At 72.2% G+C, this 13,710-nt stretch carries 13 protein-coding genes; 4 read left to right on the top strand and 9 right to left on the bottom strand.

What is annotated here, in order from left to right; genetic code table 11:
• Window positions 1-7 precede the first annotated feature (7 nt).
• Entirely contained in the window at window positions 8-958 is a 951-nt protein-coding gene (deoC, locus tag ACIOWN_RS19420; protein WP_362346659.1) for a deoxyribose-phosphate aldolase, read from the bottom strand.
• A 144-nt stretch (window positions 959-1,102) separates the two neighbouring features.
• On the opposite strand from deoC, the gene ACIOWN_RS19425 reads away from it, so the two are divergent.
• Window positions 1,103-1,789, top strand: coding sequence for a PH domain-containing protein (locus ACIOWN_RS19425; protein ID WP_362346383.1), 687 nt, complete (start codon window positions 1,103-1,105; stop codon window positions 1,787-1,789).
• Between the two features lie 173 nt (window positions 1,790-1,962).
• Here the strand turns inward: ACIOWN_RS19425 and ACIOWN_RS19430 are convergent, their stop codons facing one another.
• The 3 genes from ACIOWN_RS19430 to ACIOWN_RS19440 all read right to left on the bottom strand — a co-directional run bounded on the left by ACIOWN_RS19430 (window position 1,963) and on the right by ACIOWN_RS19440 (window position 5,361).
• Window positions 1,963-3,654, bottom strand: a complete 1,692-nt coding sequence (locus ACIOWN_RS19430) for a phospho-sugar mutase (RefSeq protein ID WP_362346381.1) — start codon at window positions 3,652-3,654, stop codon at window positions 1,963-1,965.
• A 295-nt stretch (window positions 3,655-3,949) separates the two neighbouring features.
• Window positions 3,950-4,774, bottom strand: coding sequence for a purine-nucleoside phosphorylase (locus tag ACIOWN_RS19435; protein ID WP_362346379.1), 825 nt, complete (start codon window positions 4,772-4,774; stop codon window positions 3,950-3,952).
• Between the two features lie 149 nt (window positions 4,775-4,923).
• Complete coding sequence (locus ACIOWN_RS19440; protein WP_362346377.1) at window positions 4,924-5,361, bottom strand: gamma-glutamylcyclotransferase; 438 nt, start codon at window positions 5,359-5,361, stop codon at window positions 4,924-4,926.
• Between the two features lie 105 nt (window positions 5,362-5,466).
• On the opposite strand from ACIOWN_RS19440, the gene ACIOWN_RS19445 reads away from it, so the two are divergent.
• Together ACIOWN_RS19445 and ACIOWN_RS19450 are read left to right on the top strand one after the other, a co-directional pair.
• On the top strand, window positions 5,467-6,939 hold the full coding sequence (locus ACIOWN_RS19445) for an NAD(P)H-quinone dehydrogenase (protein ID WP_362346375.1): 1,473 nt from the start codon (window positions 5,467-5,469) through the stop codon (window positions 6,937-6,939).
• A gap of 171 nt (window positions 6,940-7,110) precedes the next feature.
• Window positions 7,111-8,070, top strand: coding sequence for a DeoR/GlpR family DNA-binding transcription regulator (locus ACIOWN_RS19450; protein WP_362346373.1), 960 nt, complete (start codon window positions 7,111-7,113; stop codon window positions 8,068-8,070).
• 163 nt (window positions 8,071-8,233) lie between these two features.
• Here ACIOWN_RS19450 and ACIOWN_RS19455 read toward each other — a convergent pair whose 3' ends face one another.
• Window positions 8,234-10,006, bottom strand: a complete 1,773-nt coding sequence (locus ACIOWN_RS19455) for a biotin carboxylase N-terminal domain-containing protein (protein ID WP_362346371.1) — start codon at window positions 10,004-10,006, stop codon at window positions 8,234-8,236.
• Window positions 10,007-10,380: 374 nt separating this feature from the next.
• Here ACIOWN_RS19455 and ACIOWN_RS19460 point away from each other — a divergent pair, with 374 nt between their 5' ends.
• Window positions 10,381-10,971, top strand: a complete 591-nt coding sequence (locus ACIOWN_RS19460; RefSeq protein ID WP_401982879.1) for a hypothetical protein — start codon at window positions 10,381-10,383, stop codon at window positions 10,969-10,971.
• Here the strand turns inward: ACIOWN_RS19460 and ACIOWN_RS19465 are convergent, their stop codons facing one another.
• From ACIOWN_RS19465 to ACIOWN_RS19480, 4 genes are all read right to left on the bottom strand, one after another.
• A complete protein-coding gene (locus ACIOWN_RS19465) occupies window positions 10,972-11,592 on the bottom strand; it encodes a nucleoside triphosphate pyrophosphatase (protein WP_362346367.1) in 621 nt (206 codons plus the stop codon).
• Between the two features lie 32 nt (window positions 11,593-11,624).
• Window positions 11,625-11,753: a morphogenic membrane protein MmpB gene (gene mmpB, locus ACIOWN_RS19470; RefSeq protein ID WP_362346366.1), complete on the bottom strand. Its 129-nt coding sequence runs from the start codon at window positions 11,751-11,753 to the stop codon at window positions 11,625-11,627.
• Between the two features lie 77 nt (window positions 11,754-11,830).
• A complete protein-coding gene (locus ACIOWN_RS19475) occupies window positions 11,831-12,040 on the bottom strand; it encodes an acyl-CoA carboxylase epsilon subunit (protein ID WP_362346364.1) in 210 nt (69 codons plus the stop codon).
• Window positions 12,041-12,049: 9 nt separating this feature from the next.
• Window positions 12,050-13,651 carry an acyl-CoA carboxylase subunit beta gene (locus tag ACIOWN_RS19480; protein WP_362346362.1) on the bottom strand — a complete coding sequence of 534 codons (1,602 nt, stop codon included), beginning with the start codon at window positions 13,649-13,651 and terminating at the stop codon, window positions 12,050-12,052.
• Window positions 13,652-13,710 lie beyond the last annotated feature (59 nt).

The raw sequence follows: 13,710 nt of genomic DNA on the forward strand, positions 1-13,710 counted from the left end.
TGAGGTCTCAGTCCACCGTCACGTAGTCGGGACCGGAGTAGCGGCCGGTGGCCAGCTTCTGACGCTGCATCAGCAGGTCGTTCAGGAGCGAGGAGGCGCCGAAGCGGAACCAGTGGTTGTCCAGCCAGTCCCCGCCTGCGGTCTCGTTGACCAGGACCAGGAACTTGATCGCGTCCTTGGAGGTGCGGATGCCGCCGGCCGGCTTCACACCGACCTGCACGCCGGTCTGCGCCCGGAAGTCACGCACGGCCTCAAGCATCAGCAGAGTGTTGGCCGGGGTGGCGTTGACGGCGACCTTGCCGGTGGAGGTCTTGATGAAGTCGGCGCCCGCCAGCATGCCGAGCCAGCTCGCGCGGCGGATGTTGTCGTACGTCGACAGCTCGCCGGTCTCGAAGATGACCTTCAGGCGCGCGGAGCTCCCGCAGGCCTCCTTCACGGCGACGATCTCGTCGTACACCTTCAGGTACTTGCCGGCGAGGAACGCTCCGCGGTCGATGACCATGTCGATCTCGTCGGCGCCCGCGGCGACCGCCTCGCGCACGTCCGCCAGCTTCACGTCCAGTGACGCCCGGCCGGCCGGGAAGGCGGTGGCGACCGAGGCGACCTTCACGGTCGAGCCGGCCACGGCCTCCTTCGCGGCGGCCACCATGTCGGGGTAGACGCAGACCGCGGCCGTGGCGGGGGCCGTACGGTCCGTCGGGTCGGGGTGGACCGCCTTGGCGCCGAGCGCCCGGACCTTGCCCGGGGTGTCCGCGCCTTCCAGCGTCGTCAGGTCGACCATCGAGATGGCGAGGTCGATGGCGTACGCCTTCGCGGTGGTCTTGATGGAACGGGTGCCGAGCGAGGCGGCGCGCGCCTCCAGGCCGACCGCGTCGACACCGGGCAGCCCGTGCAGGAAGCGGCGCAGCGTGCTGTCGGACGCGGTGACGTCAGCGAGAGGGGGTGCAGTGGTGGGCATGGTCACCAGGCGAGCATATCTACGCGCGTAGCGGCTGTACACCCCCCGGGCTGTCTTGTGACCCGGCCGACGTTCGCACGGCGCCCGCCCGTCCGCGGGCACCGCGGATGAGAGCCCGTCCGGCCGTCGGGCAGAATCGGGACCATGACGACGCCCGAGCACGAGCCCCCCGCGCCGCGACCTGCCGCCCCCGAGTTCAAGGACCGGGTCAACCGGTCGTCCGCAGGCATCGCGAGCGGTGCCCTGCTCCTCGCCGTCGTCGGATGGCTGGGCATCGACGCGCTGGTGGTCGGCGAGGGCCGCACCCCGTGGCTGGCGCTCGCCGGGATGATCCTCGTCGTGCCGCTGGTGGTCGCCTTCACCCTGCGGCCCGCCGTGTACGCCAGCACCGACCGGCTGCGCATCCGCAACCCCTTCCGCGTGATCGTGCTGCCCTGGGGCCAGGTCTCCGGGCTGCGCTCCGGCTTCTCGAACGAGGTGTTCGACCAGTCCGGCACCAAGTACCAGCTCTGGGCGGTGCCCGTCTCGCTGCGGGGGCGCAAGCGGGCCGCCCGGCGGCAGGCGCGGGCCGAGGCGGCGGGCGAGCGCGCGGCGGGGGCGGGCAGGGCCGGCGGACGCGCGGGCGGCGCCTTCGGGTCCGGGAGCGCGGCCGACGACGGTCCCGTCCGCGCGGCGGGCGACCAGTTCATGGACGACCTGCGCGAGCTGCACGAGGCCCGTGAGCACGCCGAGACGGCGCAGGGCGAGGTGACGGTCCGCTGGGCGTACGAGATCGTGGGCCCGGCGGTGGCCGGTGCGGTGGTGCTGGCGATTCTGATCGCGGTGGGCTGACGCGCGGGCGTCGGCGGCGCGCGCGTCGACCGCCTGTGTGTCCGTGGCGCGAGGGTCCGTGACGCGTGTGTCGTCCGGTGTCCGCCCGGACGTCTGTGCGGCGGGTGTCTCCCGGCTGCTTTCGGGCCGGAACGGGTGTCCCTCTCGGTGAGGGACACCCGTTTCCGTACGGGTCAGATGCCCGCAGCCGCCGACAGGTCGCGCTTGATCGACGCGAGCAGCTCGGTGGCCTCCGCGCGGGCCGCCGGGAGGTCGGCGTGGGTGCCGACCGGGACCACGACCTCCAGGTAGCACTTCAGCTTGGGCTCCGTGCCGCTGGGGCGGACGATCACGCGGGCGCCGTCGAGGGTGTAGCGCAGACCGTCCGTGGGCGGCAGCCGGTCCGTGCCCCGGGTGAGGTCCTCGGCGCGGGTGACGGGCAGGCCCGCGAGCGCCGACGGGGGCTGCTCGCGCAGGCGGCGCATCGCGTCGGCGATCAGCGAGAGGTCCTGGACGCGGACCGAGAGCTGGTCGGTGGCGTGCAGGCCGTGCTCGACGGCGAGGTCGTCGAGCAGGTCCAGGAGGGTGCGGCCCTCCTGCTTGAGCCGCGAGGCCAGCTCGGTGATCAGCAGGGCGGCGGTGATGCCGTCCTTGTCGCGTACGCCGTCGGGGTCGACGCAGTAGCCGAGGGCCTCCTCGTAGCCGTAGCGCAGGCCCTCCACGCGGGCGATCCACTTGAAGCCGGTGAGGGTCTCCTCGTAGGGCAGGCCCGCCTTCTCGGCGATGCGGCCGAGGAGGGAGGAGGAGACGATCGACTCCGCGAAGGTGCCGGTCGCGCCGCGGGAGACCAGGTGGGCGGCGAGCAGGGCGCCCACCTCGTCGCCGCGCAGCATGCGCCAGTCGGCGCCGTCCTTGACGGCCACCGCGCAGCGGTCGGCGTCCGGGTCGTTGGCGACGACCAGGTCGGGGTCGGTCGCGCGGGCCCTGGCGAACGCCAGGTCCATCGCGCCGGGCTCCTCCGGGTTGGGGAAGGCGACGGTCGGGAAGTCCGGGTCCGGCTCCGCCTGCTGGAGGACCAGCTCGGGGGCGGGGAAGCCGGCCCGGGCGAACGCGGCGACGAGGGTGTCCTTGCCGACGCCGTGCATCGCCGTGTAGACGGTGCGGGCCGTACGGGGCGAACCGGGGGCGAGGACGGCGTCCGTGCGGGCGAGGTAGGCCTCGAGGACGGAGTCGTCGAGCGTCTCCCAGCCGGAGTCCGGACGGGGGACGTCGTGGAGGCTCTTGATCGCGTCGATCTCGGCGGCGATCCCGGCGTCGGCGGGCGGCACGATCTGGGAGCCGTCGCCCAGGTAGACCTTGTAGCCGTTGTCGCGGGGCGGGTTGTGGCTGGCGGTGACCTCCACGCCCGCGACCGCGCCGAGGTGCCGGATGGCGAAGGCGAGGACGGGGGTGGGGAGGGGGCGCGGCAGCACCGCGGCGCGCAGGCCGGCGCCGGTCATGACGGCGGCGGTGTCGCGGGCGAAGTCGGCGGACTTGTGGCGGGCGTCGTAGCCGATGACGACGAGGCCCGCGTTCCCGTCCCCGTGGGCGGTCCCGTTCTTCTTCAGGTACGCGGCGAGGCCGGCGGCGGCGCGGATGACGACGGAGCGGTTCATGCGCATGGGGCCCGCGCCGAGTTCGCCGCGCAGGCCCGCGGTGCCGAACTGGAGGGTGCCGGCGAAGCGCGCGGTCAGCTCTTCGGCGTTCACCGCGTTCACCGCGTTCACCGCGTTCTCGGCGTTCTCGGCGTTCACGGCTTCGAGGAGCCGGGCGAGTTCGTCACGGGTCTCGGGGTCGGGGTCCTCGGCCAGCCACGCCTTGGCCCGTGCGATGAGGTCGTCGTGCACGTTGGGGTCAGCCTCTCGTGTGTGTCTGCCGGGGCCTCCGGCGGTGGTGCCTGTGCCTTCGGCGGTGGTGCCTTTGGGCCTTCGGCGGTGTGCCGGGGCGCCCGGGGTGCGTTGTGGGTCGGGGCCGTGGGGGTGGGTCCGGCCCGCCACGCACGGGCGTACTGCCCAATGTTTCCAGGGTTGAACTGGGCAGAGACGAAGTATGCGGCGGGCTGTCGACCCACCCCCACGGCCCCTTCCGCCGTTCGGCGGCTTTCCCCCCGTCGCCGTGGGGCCCGTCGCCTTCTTCGTGGTGCTACAGGCGGCCCAGGACCTGGGTCAGCAGGGAGCCCATGCGGGTGGCGCTGTCGCGGCCCGCCTGGAGGACCTCCTCGTGGTTGAGGGGCTCGCCGGTCATGCCCGCGGCGAGGTTGGTCACCAGGGAGATGCCGAGGACCTCCGCGCCGGCCTCGCGGGCGGCGATGGCCTCCAGGACGGTGGACATGCCGACCAGGTCCGCGCCGATGGTGCGGGCCATGCGGATCTCCGCCGGCGTCTCGTAGTGCGGGCCGGGGAACTGCGCGTAGACGCCTTCCTCGAGGGTGGGGTCGACCTCCTTGCACAGGGCGCGCAGGCGCGGGGAGTACAGGTCGGTGAGGTCGACGAAGTTGGCGCCGACGATCGGCGAGGTGGCCGTCAGGTTGAGGTGGTCGCTGATCAGCACCGGCTGGCCGGGGCGCATGCCCTCGCGCAGGCCGCCGCAGCCGTTGGTGAGCACGATCGTCTTGCAGCCGGCCGCGACGGCGGTGCGCACGCCGTGGGCCACGGCGGCCACGCCCCGGCCCTCGTAGTAGTGGGTGCGGCCCAGGAAGACCAGCGCGCGGCTGTCCCCGATGGTGTACGAGCGGATCTTGCCGCCGTGGCCCTCGACCGCCGGCGGCGGGAATCCGGGCAGCTCGGTGACCTGGAACTCGGCGTCGGGGGTTCCCAGGGCGTCGACGGCCGGTGCCCAGCCGGACCCCATCACGAGGGCGACGTCGTGGGACTCGGCACCCGTGAGTTCGCGCAGGCGCGAGGCGGCGGCGTCGGCGGCGGCGTACGGGTCGCCCTGGATGTCGTCCGGAAGAAGAGATGCGTTCACGCCGACGAGCGTAGCCGCTATTCGCCTACGCGCGTAGATGCCCGTGGTCACGGCAATGCGATCGTTGTCTTGTCGTTTCCGACGAGGAACGGCTCCCGACGGCCCTCGAGGCGACTCGGGTCAGGCTTCCAGGAGGTCCGCGGCGCGGCTCAGCACGGCCGCTTCCGCAGCTCCATCACATAGTCGTGGGGTGCCCCCGCCGACTCCGCCGCGTCCGCGATCTCGCCGAGGTAGCGGGCGGAGGGGAGACCGCCCTCGTAGCCGTCGAGGACGTAGGCCCAGGCCCGTTCCTCGCCGTCCAGCGTGTGGACGCGCACGCGTGCCCGCCGGTAGACGCCGAGACCCACGCCCACCCAGCGGTCGAGGGAGTCCTCGTCCATCGGGGCGATGTCGTACAGGGCCACGAAGACCTGGGAGATCGGATCCTCCACAAGGGTCGCCAGCGCGCCCTCCCAGCCCATCTGCTCCCCGCCGAAGGTCAGCCGCCAGCCGTTCAGCCAGCCCGTGGCACGCAGCGGCGAGTGCGGGGCGCGGCGGGACATCAGCCGCGCGTCGAGATGGCCGGCGTATGCGGCATAGAGCGACATGCGTCGAGCGTACGTCAGCCGCGCACCCGTCTCACGGGTCCCACGGGCAACGCGGTACCACCGCGCCGCGCCCCGGGGCCGTGGCACCTTGAACGGTGCGGGACAATGGAGTACGTGACTCGGATCGTGATCATCGGTGGTGGACCCGGCGGCTACGAAGCGGCGCTGGTGGCGGCGCAGCTCGGCGCGGAGGTGACCGTCGTCGACTGCGACGGTCTGGGCGGAGCGTCGGTGCTGACCGACTGCGTGCCGTCGAAGACCCTTATCGCTACGGCCGAGGTGATGACCACCTTCGACTCGTCGTACGAGGAACTGGGGATCACCGTCGCCGACACCCTCTCCGACGGCGGCCCCGCCGAGGCCTCGGCCGCGGAGCGGGCCGCCCGGGTGGTGGGCGTCGACCTGGGGAAGGTCAACCGACGGGTGAAGCGGCTGGCGCTCGCCCAGTCCCACGACATCACCGCGTCCGTGACGCGGGCCGGCGCCCGGGTCGTGCGGGGGCGCGGCCGGCTGGAGGGCATGCAGGCGCTCGACGGGTCGCGCACGGTCGTCGTCCGGGCGGCCGACGGGAGCGAGGAGAGGCTCACCGCGGACGCCGTGCTGATCGCGACCGGCGGTCACCCGCGCGAGCTGCCCGACGCCCAGCCGGACGGCGAGCGGATCCTCAACTGGACCCAGGTCTACGACCTCGACGAGCTGCCCGAGGAACTCATCGTGGTCGGCTCGGGCGTCACCGGCGCCGAGTTCGCCGGCGCCTACCAGGCGCTCGGCTCGAAGGTCACCCTGGTGTCCTCCCGCGACCGCGTGCTGCCGGGTGAGGACCCGGACGCGGCCGCCGTCCTGGAGGACGTCTTCCGCCGCCGTGGCATGAACGTCATGGCGCGCTCGCGTGCCGCCGCGGCCAAGCGGGTCGGGGACCGCGTGGAGGTGACGCTGGCGGACGGCCGGGTCATCGAGGGCAGCCACTGCCTGATGGCCGTCGGCGCCATCCCCAACAGCGCCGGGCTCGGCCTGGAGGAGGCCGGCGTCAGGCTGCGCGATTCCGGTCACATCTGGACCGACAAGGTGTCCCGGACGACGGCTCCGGGCGTGTACGCGGCCGGCGACGTGACCGGGGTCTTCGCGCTGGCCTCGGTGGCGGCGATGCAGGGACGCATCGCGATGTACCACTTCCTGGGCGACGCGGTGGCCCCGCTGAACCTCAAGACGGTCTCCTCCAACGTCTTCACCGACCCCGAGATCGCCACCGTCGGCTACTCCCAGGCCGACGTGGACGCGGGCAAGATCGACGCCCGCTGTGTGAAACTGCCGCTGCTGCGCAACCCGCGCGCCAAGATGCAGGGCATCCGGGACGGCTTCGTCAAGATCTTCTGCCGTCCGGGCACGGGGATCGTGGTCGGCGGCGTGGTCGTGGCCCCGCGCGCCTCGGAACTGATCCACCCCATCTCGATCGCCGTCGACAACAACCTGACGGTCGAGCAGATCGCGAACGCGTTCACCGTGTACCCCTCGCTGTCGGGCTCGATCGCCGAGGTGGCACGACAGCTGCACACGCGCAAGGCGACGGGCGAGGCGTAGGACTCGGCGCGGTTGCGACTCCCCGCCGGTCACGGGGAGTCGCGGACCATGCCGGTGGCAGGAGCGAACGGAACAGGCTCTATACCATCCGGCACTCTGCCCTGCGAACAACTTCTGCTAATCGGCGCAAACTGCTGAAAGCAGACGGTCGCTGGGGTTACTGTCAGTTTCGTGTTCGCTGCTGAACGTCGCCAATTGATCCTCGAAATGGTGCGAGCGAACGGTGCCGTGTCGCTCCGTGAACTCGCCCGCGTCGTCCAGACCTCCGAAGTGACCGTACGGCGGGACGTGCGGGCACTGGAGGCCGAAGGACTCCTCGACCGCCGGCACGGCGGTGCGGTACTCCCGGGTGGGTTCACCCGTGAGTCCGGCTTCCCGCAGAAGTCGCATCTCGCGACCGCGGAGAAGACGGCCATCGCCGACCTCGCCGCGGGCCTCGTCGAAGAGGGCGAGGCGATCGTCGTGGGCGCGGGTACGACCACCCAGGAGCTGGCCCGTCGGCTCGCCCGTGTGCCCGGCCTGACCGTCGTCACCAACTCCCTGCTGGTCGCCCAGGCGCTGGCCCACGCCAACCGCGTGGAGGTCGTGATGACCGGCGGCACGCTGCGCGGCTCCAACTACGCGCTCGTCGGGTCCGGGGCCGAGCAGTCGCTGCACGGGCTGCGGGTGTCCAAGGCGTTCCTGTCAGGGAGCGGACTGACGGCCGAGCGCGGCCTGTCCACGTCCAACATGCTGTCGGCGTCCGTCGACCGGGCCCTGGTGCAGTCCGCCGCGGAGGTGGTGGTGCTCGCCGACCACTCCAAGCTCGGTACGGACACGATGTTCCAGACGGTCCCGACCGACCTCATCACCCGCCTGGTGACGGACGACCCCCCGGCCCACGACGACCGCGCGGCCACCGAGCTCCAGGCCCTCGCCGACCAGGGCGTCCAGATCGCCGTGGCCGGCGCGGCGGGAAACCCGGCGGCGGATCAGCCCCCGCCCCGCGACCGCCGCCGTGAGGTGCCCCTCCCGGGCCCCCGCCGCACCCAGCCGCCGAGCGCGAACCTCCGCCCGGCGTCCCTGGGCGGGGACCAGCCGAACGGCACGGAGCGTCCGGCCGCACGGGTGGCGGACCTCCGGAGGCGCTGAGGGCTTGTCCGCCCCCGGGGAGGCCGGGGGAGGTCTTCGGGCCGTGCTCGGGAAGGACCGCGGACCGGTTCGCCCCGGAAAAGCGGACCGGCTCGCCGGAAAAGCATGGAGCCCGGCGGGCCGCTCGCGCGGCTCGCCGGGCTCCTGCGGGCGCTCCGGGAGATCAGTCCTTGATCTCGCAGATGACGGCGCCGGAGGTGATGGAGGCGCCGACGTCGGCGGACAGGCCCTTGATGGTGCCGCTGCGGTGGGCGTTGAGCGGCTGCTCCATCTTCATGGCCTCAAGGACGACGACCAGGTCGCCCTCCTTCACCTCCTGGCCCTCCTCGACGGCGACCTTGACGATGGTGCCCTGCATCGGGGAGGCGAGGGTGTCGCCGGAGGCGACGGGGCCGGACTTCTTCGCGGCGCGGCGCTTGGGCTTGGCGCCCGCAGCGAGGCCTGTGCGGGCCAGGGACATGCCCAGCGAGGTGGGCAGGGAGACCTCCAGGCGCTTGCCGCCGACCTCCACGACGACGGTCTCGCGGCCCGTCTCCTCGTCGGCGTCGGTGTCGGCGACGGCGGTGAAGGGCTTGATGTCGTTGACGAACTCGGTCTCGATCCAGCGGGTGTGGACCGTGAACGGGTCGCCGGATCCCGTCAGCTCCGGGGCGAACGCCGGGTCGGTGACCACCGCGCGGTGGAAGGGGATGGCGGTGGCCATGCCCTCGACCTGGAACTCCTCCAGGGCCCGGGCGGCCCGCTGGAGGGCCTCCTTGCGGGTGCGGCCGGTCACGATCAGCTTGGCCAGCAGGGAGTCCCAGGCCGGGCCGATGACGCTGCCGGACTCCACGCCCGCGTCCAGGCGGACGCCGGGGCCGGAGGGCGCGGCGAAGTTCGTCACGGTGCCGGGGGCGGGCAGGAAGCCCCGGCCCGGGTCCTCGCCGTTGATGCGGAACTCGAAGGAGTGGCCGCGCAGCGGCGGGTCGTCGTAGCCGAGCTCCTCGCCGTCGGCGATGCGGAACATCTCGCGCACCAGGTCGATGCCGGCGACCTCCTCGGTGACCGGGTGCTCGACCTGGAGGCGGGTGTTGACCTCCAGGAAGGAGATCGTGCCGTCCTGGCCGACCAGGAACTCGCAGGTGCCGGCGCCGACGTAGCCGGCCTCCTTCAGGATCGCCTTCGAGGCGCGGTACAGCTCGGCGACCTGCTCCTTCGACAGGAACGGCGCCGGGGCCTCCTCGACCAGCTTCTGGTGGCGGCGCTGGAGGGAGCAGTCACGCGTGGAGACGACGACCACGTTGCCGTGGCGGTCGGCCAGGCACTGGGTCTCCACGTGGCGGGGCCGGTCCAGGTAGCGCTCGACGAAGCACTCGCCGCGGCCGAAGGCGGCCACGGCCTCGCGCACGGCGGACTCGTAGAGCTCGGGGACCTCGTCCAGGGTGCGGGCGACCTTCAGGCCGCGCCCGCCGCCGCCGAAGGCGGCCTTGATGGCGATCGGCAGGCCGTGCTCCTCGGCGAAGGCCACGACCTCCTCGGCGCCGGAGACCGGGTCGGGGGTGCCGGCCACCAGGGGGGCGCCGGCGCGCTGGGCGATGTGCCTGGCCGCGACCTTGTCGCCGAGGTCGCGGATGGCCTGCGGCGGCGGGCCGATCCAGACGAGGTCGGCGTCCAGCACGGCCTGGGCGAATTCGGCGTTCTCCGAGAGGAAGCCGTATCCGGGGTGGACCGCGTCCGCGCCGGACTCCTTCGCGGCCTTCAGCACCTTGTCGATGTCCAGGTAGCTGGTGGCCGGGGTGTCACCGCCCAGGGCGAACGCCTCATCCGCGGCGCGGACATGCAGAGCGTCCCGATCCGGGTCGGCGTAGACGGCCACGCTCGCGATACCGGCGTCCCGGCAGGCCCGGGCAACGCGGACAGCGATTTCGCCACGGTTGGCGATGAGCACCTTGCGCACGATTGAGGCTCCCTCCTTGAAACAAGCCGAGTTTAGGGACTGCCGACACGGCACTTCGACCCGTCCCCCGTGGTGAGCTTGCCCACACGGAGCGTGATTCGAGGCGCGCTCGGCTCGCGAAATCCCTTGTCGCATCGCTGTACGCAGGACTCCTCCGGAAAACCCTAGCCCTCCCATGTGGCCAAGGTCTCTGTGAGGGCGTGCTGCGACGCACTTCGTTTCTTTGTGGAGTCCCTACGAATGGCCCAATGATTCTTTGCCGGTGGCAGGACTCTTGTCCCCGGGTTTACCCGTTAGTAGCGTTCAGGATGTCTCGGTGGTACTCGCGGTAACAGGGCTCCGCGCGGAGCGGCAGGCGGAAGTGGGTGGGACCGGTGGTGCGCAGACCGGTGGCGTGGGTGGTGGCGCTCGTGCTCTTCGCGGAGGCATTCGGCGTGGCTGCGCTGAACTGGTTCCTCGGGATGGTCGTGCACCGGCAGAGGATGTCCCTGGCCGGCCTGGATCCGAACGTCATGTCGACCTCGTCGAAGGCCGGCGGTCTGGTCCTCGGTCTCTACTTCGCCCTGTGCGGCCTCGTCGCCCTGCTCGTGGCGCTACGGGGGCACCGCCCGGCCGGGGCCGGACGCGTCCTGCTGATCAGCGCGGCCGTGGTGCACGGCCTCCTCGGCGCGGTCGCCTGGGGGCTGGTGGGCCGGCGGGCGTTCCTGTTCATGGTGGTCGTGCTCGGCCTCATCGTGCTGCTGCTGATGACGCACGACCACGAGGAGGGCCCGGCGGGCGAGGCGCGGGACGGAGGTTCCACGGACGCGGGCGGGCCCGAGGCGGAAGCCACCCCCGGCTCCGAAGTCACCCCCGGCTCCGGGAGGGCCGCCGGTCCGCCGGTGCTCACGAAGCCGACGGATCATGTCCATGAGGCGCCGCCCACGCCCCTCACCCCTCCTCCGGCCGAGCCCCGTACCCCCTGATCAGTCCGCGGTCGGCGCCCACAACTCGGTGATGCCCACGCCGAGTTCGGCCAGCAGGCGGCGGACCAGGGGCAGGCTGATGCCGATGACGTTGCCGTGGTCGCCGTCGATGCCGTCGATGAAGGGCGCCGAACGGCCGTCCAGGGTGAAGGCGCCGGCCACGTACAGGGGCTCGCCCGAGGCGACGTACGCGGCGATCTCGTCGTCGGTCGGTTCACCGAAGCGGACGACGGTGGAGGCGGTGGCAGCGGCGTGCCGCCCGCTCTCCGTGTCCCAGACGCAGTGCCCGGTCTGCAGGGTGCCGACCCGGCCGCGCATCGCCTTCCAGCGGGCGGTGGCCTCCTCGGCGTCGGCGGGCTTGCCGAGGGCGTGGCCGTCGAGGTCGAGCACGGAGTCGCAGCCGATCACGAGCGCGCCCCGGACCTCCGGACGGGCCGCCACCACGGAGGCCTTCGCCTCGGCGAGGGCGAGCGCGAGTTCGGCGGGGGTGGGCGCGGTGACCGCGTCCTCGTCGACGCCGCTCACGACGACCTCCGGGTCGAGCCCGGCCTGCCGGAGCAGCCCGAGCCGGGCGGGGGACTGGGAGGCGAGCACGAGTCGGCGGCGCGGCTGGTCAGTCATACGGTCAGCGTATCGGCGGCGGCTGCTCCGTCTCACCTCACACCGATCACGAACATGGCCAGCACCATGGCCAGCGCCATGAAAATGCCGAGCCGCCGCAACATGTCCTGCATGTCACGCAGTTCCTTCGGCGGCTCGTTCTCGGGGTCGGACCACAGCATCCCCCGATCGTGCGGCCGGTGTGGCGCCGCGCGCCTGAGTACGCGTACTCAACTTCTGGCCGGCGCCCCGCCGGGGCTCAGCCCGGCCAGTAGGTCCGGGCCCAGGCCGCCGGTCCCGGCGACGGCACCCGCCGCGCGGCGATCCGCGACGGATCGGCCCACGAGTCCCGGTGGCCGGGGGCCGCGCCGGACGGCGCATCCGCGGCCGCCACGGCGCGGGCCCGGACCACCGCCAGGGCGGCGGCAAGCTCCTCCGGGGTGGGGTTGCCTCGTACGACCTTGATCACAGCGGCTCCTTACAGGGGGATGTTGCCGTGCTTCTTCGGAGGCAGGGATTCACGCTTGGTGCGCAGTTGACGCAGTCCGCGCACGAGGTGGGAGCGGGTGTCCGAGGGCTTGATGACCGCGTCGACGTAGCCGCGTTCGGCCGCCACGTAGGGGTTGAGGAGCGCGTCCTCGTACTCCTGGATCAGCCGGGCGCGGGTGGCCTCGGCGTCGCCGGCGGCCTCGGCCTCGGCGATGGTGCGGCGGTGCAGGATGTTGACCGCGCCCTGGGCGCCCATGACGGCGATCTGGGCGGTCGGCCAGGCCAGGTTGAGGTCGGCGCCCAGGTGCTTGGAGCCCATGACGTCGTAGGCGCCGCCGAAGGCCTTGCGGGTGATCACTGTGATCAGCGGGACCGTGGCCTCGGCGTAGGCGAAGATCAGCTTGGCGCCGCGGCGGATGATGCCGGTGTGCTCCTGGTCGACGCCCGGGAGGAAGCCGGGCACGTCGACGAAGGTGAGCACGGGCACGTTGAAGGCGTCGCAGGTCCGTACGAAGCGGGCGGCCTTCTCGGAGGCGTCGATGTCCAGGCAGCCGGCGAACTGCATCGGCTGGTTGGCGACGATGCCGACCGGGTGGCCCTCCACCCGCCCGAACCCGGTGAGGATGTTCGGCGCGAACAGCGGCTGGGTCTCGAGGAACTCGGCGTCGTCCAGGACGTGCTCGATCACCGTGTGCATGTCGTACGGCTGGTTCGCGCTGTCCGGGACGACCGTGTCCAGCTCCAGGTCCTCGGCCGAGACGGCCACGTCGGCCTCCTCGGGGAAGACCGGCGCCTCGGAGAGGTTGTTCGACGGCAGGTACGACAGCAGCTGCTTGACGTACTCGATCGCGTCCTTCTCGTCGCCCGCCATGTGGTGGGCCACGCCGGAGGCGGTGTTGTGGGTGCGGGCGCCGCCGAGTTCCTCGAAGCCGACGTCCTCGCCGGTGACCGTCTTGATGACGTCCGGGCCGGTGATGAACATGTGCGAGGTCTGGTCGACCATGATCGTGAAGTCGGTGATCGCCGGCGAGTAGACCGCGCCGCCCGCGCACGGGCCCACGACCAGGCTGATCTGCGGGATCACCCCGGAGGCGTGGGTGTTGCGGCGGAAGATCTCCCCGTACGCGCCGAGGGAGGCGACCCCCTCCTGGATCCGGGCGCCGCCCGAGTCGTTGATCCCGATGACCGGGCAGCCGGTCTTCAGGGCGAAGTCCATCACCTTGACGATCTTCTGCCCGTAGACCTCGCCGAGCGCTCCGCCGAAGACCGTGAAGTCCTGCGAGAACACCGCCACCGGGCGGCCGTCGACCATGCCGTAGCCGGTGACCACGCCGTCCCCGTACGGCCGGTTCTGCTCCAGGCCGAAGTTGGTGGAACGGTGCCGGGCGAACTCGTCCAGCTCCACGAACGACCCCTCGTCGAGCAGCAGTTCGATCCGCTCGCGGGCCGTCAGCTTCCCCTTGGCGTGCTGCTTCTCCACGGCGCGCTCGGAGCCGGCGTGCGTCGCCGCCAGGACGCGGCGCTGAAGATCCGCGATCTTGCCCGCGGTCGTGTGAATGTCGATCTCTTGGCGCTCTTCCGGCTCGGACATCGGGATCGCGGCTCCCTGCCTGCTCACAAGGGGGGACGGTTACTCATCCGTAGCGTAGT

The sequence above is a fragment of the Streptomyces sp. NPDC087787 genome (assembly GCF_044743035.1).
Classification (GTDB): Bacteria; Actinomycetota; Actinomycetes; order Streptomycetales; family Streptomycetaceae; genus Streptomyces.